We start from the raw sequence: 4,789 nt of genomic DNA on the forward strand, positions 1-4,789 counted from the left end.
CCCTCGTAGCTGCCGGCGATAGGGGCGGGCACGCCGATCTCCGTTTCCGCCTGGCCGATCGCCGAAACCGCCTCTCCGAGCGAGACGCCCGGTGCGAGGTCGAAACCGATCGTGGCCGCGGGAAACTGCTCGTCATGCATGATGGCGAGCGGCGTCGTTTGCTGGCGGATGGTCGCGAAGGCGCTCAGCGGCACTTGCGGCGTGGCGCTGGTGCTCGCGGTCGCGACCGCCGTGGTCTGTCCGTTGGAGCTGCCGGAGGCGACGGTGGTGGCGCTGCCAGAACTTGCGGTGGCTCCCGCCGTATTGGTCGTGCTGCTCGTTCCGCCGCCGGGGAAGCGCAGGGTGTAGAGCAGGTCGGCGCTGCTGGCGAAGGCGGGATCGACTTCCAGGATCACGCGATACTGGTTGGTCTGGCCGAAGATCGTCGAGATCTGCCGCTGGCCGAAAGCATCGTCGAGAATGTTTTCGACCGTCTGCATCGAGACGCCCATGCGCATCGCCTGCGCCCGGTCGACATTGATAGCTACGGCGCCGCCATTGTTCTGCTGGTCGCTGCTGACATGCTGAAGCTGCGGCAGGGTTTGCAGCTTGGCCACCAGCTTCGGCACGAACTCCGTCAGCGCCGCGGCGGAGGTATCAGTCAGGCGATACTGGTACGCGGTGCGGGTGATGCCGGTGCCGAGCTGAATGTCCTGCACCGGGCGATAGTAGATCGCGAGGCCCGGAATATTCACCGTCGCCTGCCGCAGCTCCGCGATGATGCGGTTAACGCCCGGCCGCTGCCCGATCGGCTTCAGCGTGACAGTGATCTGGCCTTGGTTGGGCGTCGGATTGACCAGGCCGGGACCGACCACCGAAACCACATTCGTGACGCCCGCGACATGGCGGAAGGCTTCGGCCGCTTGATTCTGCATCGCGATCATGCCGGGAATCGAGATCGCCTGCGACGCTTCCGTCACGGCCACGATCGATCCGGTATCCTGCTGCGGCAGGAAGCCCTTGGGCACCATGACATAGAGCGCCACCGTGCCGAGCAGCGTTGCCGCCGAGATCAGCAAGGTCAACGTCTGCCGCCCCAGCACCCAGAGCAGCGTCACGCGATAGAGCGCCGCAACGCGTCCAAAGGCGGCCTCCGTCATGCGCGCCGGCCACGCCTGTTGTTCATGTACGATCGGCCGCAGCAGCCGCCCGCACATCATCGGCGTCAGAGTAAGCGAGACAACCGCCGAGACCACGACCGCGACCGACAGGGTGATCGCGAATTCATGGAATAGCTTGCCCACGACGCCGGACATGAAGAGCAGCGGAATGAAGACCGCGATAAGCGAGACGGTCAGCGAGATGATGGTGAAGCCGATCTGCCGCGCCCCGCGATACGCGGCTTCCAGCGGCGGCACGCCATCCTCGATGAAGCGCACGACGTTCTCGATCATCACGATCGCATCATCCACCACGAAGCCGGCGGCAACGGTCAGCGCCATCAGCGACAGGTTGTCGAGCCCATAACCGAGGAAATACATCACCCCGAAGGTGCCGATGAGCGACAGCGGGAGCGCGACGCCGGGAATGATGGTGGCGCGCAGGGAGCCGAGGAACAGGTAGATCACCAGCACTACCAGCAGGATGCTGAGGATGAGGGTGAATTGCACGTCATCCACGCTCGCGCGGATGGTCGTTGTGCGGTCGCTGACCAGCGTCAGTTTCACCCCGCCAGGGAGCGACTGCTCCAGCGCCGGCAGGATCTTTTTCACCGTATCGGCGGTCGAGACGATATTGGCGCCGGGCTGACGCTGGATCGACAGCACCACCGCCTCACGCTGATTGTAGCGCACATCGGCATGAGTGTTTTCGAGCCCGGTCACGACATTGCCGATATCGCGCAGCCGCACCGGCGCCCCGTTGCGATAGGCGATGACGAGCGCGCGATAAGATGCGGCGGTCTCCAGCTGGTCGTTGGCGCCAAGTGTGAAAGCCTGGTTCGGCCCGTCGAAACCGCCCTTCGAGCCGTTCTGGTTGCCGTTGGAGATCGCCGTCCGGACGTCCTCGAGCGACAGGCCGTAGGCGGCGAGGCGTGTGGGGTTAGCCTGAATGCGGAAGGCCTGGCGCAGCCCGCCGAGTACTGTCACCTGACCGATCCCGCTGATCTGGCTGAGCTTCGGCTGCAGCAGCGTGACGGCCGCATCGGCCATCCGCTCGATCGGCACGGTGTCGGAGGTCAGTGCGAGGGTGAGGATCGGCGCATCGGCCGGGTTTACCTTCACGTAGATCGGCGGATAGGGCAGGGAGGTTGGCAAGGTGCCGGCCGAGGCGTTGATCGCCGCCTGCACATCCTGGGCCGCGTCGTCGATATCCCGATCCAGGGTGAATTGCAGGATGATCTGGCTCACCCCCTCCGAACTGGTGGAGGTCATGCCGTTCAGGCCCTGGATCTCGCCGAGCTGCCGTTCTAGCGGCGCGGTAATGAGGTTCGCGATCGTATCGGGCCCCGCGCCGGGCAGCTGCGTGGTGATCTGGATGGTCGGGAACTCGACCTCCGGCAGCGACGACACCGGCAGGTTCATGTAACCGAGGATGCCGGCGAGCAGGATCGCGATGGCGAGCAACCCCGTCGCGATGGGTCGCGCGATGAAGGGGGCGGCGACGTTCACGGCTGGGCGGCCTTGGCCGCGTGGCCTCCCCGCACCGTTGCGGGAACGGTCCCATTGGCCGCCGCGGGTTTCACAACCCGAACCTTCGTGCCGTCATCAAGCTGCGAGGCGCCTTGCAGCACCACGCGGTCCCCAGCGGCGACACCGCTGCCGATCACCGCCGTCGTTTGGTCCTCCTGGGTCAGCGTCACGGTCTTCCGCGTCACTTTATTGTCGTCGCCGAGAACGTAGACGAAGTTATTGGAGGGACCTTGCTGTACCGCCATTGCCGGCACGGTGACGACGCCCTTCAGCGTCTTGACCGTCAGCCGAGCGGTCACGAAACCGCCGGGCCAGAGATGCAGGTCCTCGTTCGGGAAATACGCCTTGAGCTTGACGGTGCCGGTACTGCTGTCGACCAGGTTGTCCACCACGTCGAGCGTGCCGGTTTCCATCCTCTCGGATGAATCCGGGGTGCCCTCGGGATCCGTCGTGGCCGTTGGCGTGGCATCGGCGGCCTTCACCTCGCCTTCCGCATTGACCCGCACAACGGGTTTTCCGGCCGCCATGGCATCCTGGATCGCCGCCAAATTCTGCTGCGGCAGGGTGAAGACGACGGCGATCGGCTTCAGCGTGGTCAGCGTTACGATGCCGTTCGTCGTGCCGGCCTGCACGATATTGCCGAGATCGACATTACGGATGCCAACGCGGCCGGCGACCGGGGCGGTGAGCGTCGTGTAGTCGAGCTCGGTCTGCGCGGATTCGATTTGGGCGCGGTCCTGTTCGACCAGCGCCTTGGTCTCCTCGACGGTCGCGAGTTCGTCCTCGGCCGTCTGCTTCGGCGTATAGGCGGTGGAGGCGAGCTTGTTGAAGCGCGCGAGATCGCGCTGCGCCCCGGCCAGCGTCGCCTGATCCTGGTCGAGCTTCGCCTTGTTCTGGTCGAGCGTCGCCTGGAAGGTACGAGGATCGATGCGCGCCAGCACATCTCCCACCGCGACGTCCTGGCCTTCCTTGAAATTGATGGCGACGATGGGACCGGTCACCATCGGGCTGATGGTGACGGTATTGGATGCCTGAACCGTGCCGATGGCGGTCAGTATCACCGGCACATCGGCCGACTTCGCGACGGCGACCGTGACCGGAATCGGCTGGCCATTCTTGCCCTTCCCGCCCTTGCCCTTGGATTGGGTCGCCGGGGCGGTGCCCGGCGCGGAGAAATACTGCCGGGCCAGCAGAGCGCCGCCCACCACGATCAGCAGCAGGCAGATCAGCAGCGTGGCGTTGCGCCCGCGGTGGCGACGGATCCGGGGCCGGTCTGCGACATATTCGTTCATGCGCGGCTCATGGGATGGGGGACGGGTTGAGGATGGGCACGGGCTGCGCGGTCTCCGGATATGTTTGTTGCCAGCCTCCACCCAGGGCTTTGAACAGCGCCACCAGAGCCTGGAAGCGGGCGAGGCGTACGGTGACCAGCGTGTTTTCGTCCTGCAACTGGGTCTGCTGGGCGGTGATCAGCGTCGTGATATCGACGGTTCCGGCGGCCAACTGCGCGCGCGCCACGGTCGTTGCAAGCTCCGCCTCCTGCACCGCGAGGCGCTGGATCGCTTCCTGTTCGGTGGCGTAGCGGAGTTGGGTCAAGGCTGTCTCCACATCGCTGAGTGCCTGCACAACGGTCTTCTCGTAGGTCGCGAGATCCTCTTGCGTGATCGCGCGGTTCTCGGCGACCACGCCGGACAGCGCGCCATTGTCAAATAGGGTCTGGGCGATGCTTGCCGCGCCGTTGATGACAAGGGATTGCGGCGCGAATAGGCCGTTGAGCGCCGTACTCTCCCAACCGGTCGATCCGGTCAGCACGAGCGACGGAAACAGCGCCGCGCGCGCCGCTCTCGTGCTCGCAGTGGCCGAGACCAGCGTCGCCTCGGCTTCCGCCACATCCGGCCGCCGTTCCAGCAACTCAGATGGCAGGCCGGGAACAACGGCGGGCGACGGGATGCGGGTCAGCGTGCCGCGCCGGATCACGATATCCTCCGGCGGCCGCCCGACCAGAATGCCCAGCGCGATGACCTGCTGCTTCTCCAGCGAAATTAGGTTCGGGATGTTTGCTGCCTGCCCCGCCACAAGCGCCGCCTGCTGCGCGACATCCAGGATCGAGGCGGTGCCGG

At 65.6% G+C, this 4,789-nt stretch carries 3 protein-coding genes; all 3 read right to left on the reverse strand.

The window, feature by feature from the left end:
• The coding region (locus GSQ83_RS21870; RefSeq protein ID WP_158805009.1) for an efflux RND transporter permease subunit at positions 1-2,648 on the reverse strand (2,648 nt) is incomplete at its 3' end.
• Positions 2,645-3,961: an efflux RND transporter periplasmic adaptor subunit gene (locus GSQ83_RS21875; RefSeq protein ID WP_158805010.1), complete on the reverse strand. Its 1,317-nt coding sequence runs from the start codon at positions 3,959-3,961 to the stop codon at positions 2,645-2,647. The genes GSQ83_RS21870 and GSQ83_RS21875, both read right to left, overlap by 4 nt.
• Positions 3,962-3,968: 7 nt before the next feature.
• On the reverse strand, positions 3,969-4,789 hold an 821-nt coding region (locus GSQ83_RS21880), incomplete at its 5' end, for a TolC family protein (RefSeq protein WP_158805011.1).

It is taken from the genome of Acidisoma sp. L85 (assembly GCF_009765865.1).
Classification (GTDB): domain Bacteria; phylum Pseudomonadota; class Alphaproteobacteria; order Acetobacterales; family Acetobacteraceae; genus Acidisoma.

Excerpts from the sequence above, each read along its gene's own strand:
- GSQ83_RS21875 (WP_158805010.1), bottom strand. The coding sequence starts at position 3,961 with ATGAACGAATATGTCGCAGACCGGCCCCGGATCCGTCGCCACCGCGGG.